The organism is Rhizobium ecuadorense (genome assembly GCF_001187535.1).
Lineage (GTDB): Bacteria > Pseudomonadota > Alphaproteobacteria > Rhizobiales > Rhizobiaceae > Rhizobium > Rhizobium ecuadorense.
Window position 1 is genome coordinate 1 of sequence record NZ_LFIO01000507.1, and the last position, 519, is coordinate 519.

The window sequence follows — 519 nt, forward strand, 5'->3', positions numbered from 1 at the left end:
GAACTGCGTCGCTCGAACTCCCGCCCCGATGCCGGCATCGTCACCTTCCGGCATATCACCCTGAACCAGCGCGGCGAAACCGTCTGCCAATGCCTGCGCACGGCAATGCTGAAGGTGAAGCCGTCATGAGGCTGCGCTCGCTGCTCTTTGCGCCCGGTGACCGGCCGGAGCGTTTCGAAAAGGCGCTCGCCTCAGGCGCCGATGCCGTCATTCTCGACCTGGAAGATTCGGTTGCGCCCTTGAACAAGCCGAAAGCGCGCGAGAGCGTGCACGAGTTCGTCCTGCATCATGCCGGCGAGACCAATCTCCTGATTCGGATCAATCCCCTCGCCTCGCCAGAATTCGAAGACGACCTGACCGCTTTGAGCGGCCTTCATCCTTTCGCAATCGTGCTGCCGAAGGCCGAGGGTGCCGCTTCGGTGCTGAAGCTCGCAGGCTCTCTTGCATCTGCAATTCCCATCTTGCCGATCGCAACCGAAACGCCATCGGCGATCTTCGAGATCGGCAGCTACCGGCCAG

At 62.0% G+C, this 519-nt stretch carries 1 protein-coding gene and 1 pseudogene; both read left to right on the forward strand.

The annotated features are described in order from the left end of the window. Positions 1-129: pseudogene (locus tag AF337_RS11600) on the forward strand (MaoC family dehydratase); the annotation flags it as partial. Next, the coding region (locus AF337_RS11605; protein ID WP_244471222.1) for an HpcH/HpaI aldolase/citrate lyase family protein at positions 126-519 on the forward strand (394 nt) is incomplete at its 3' end. The pseudogene AF337_RS11600 and the gene AF337_RS11605, both read left to right, overlap by 4 nt.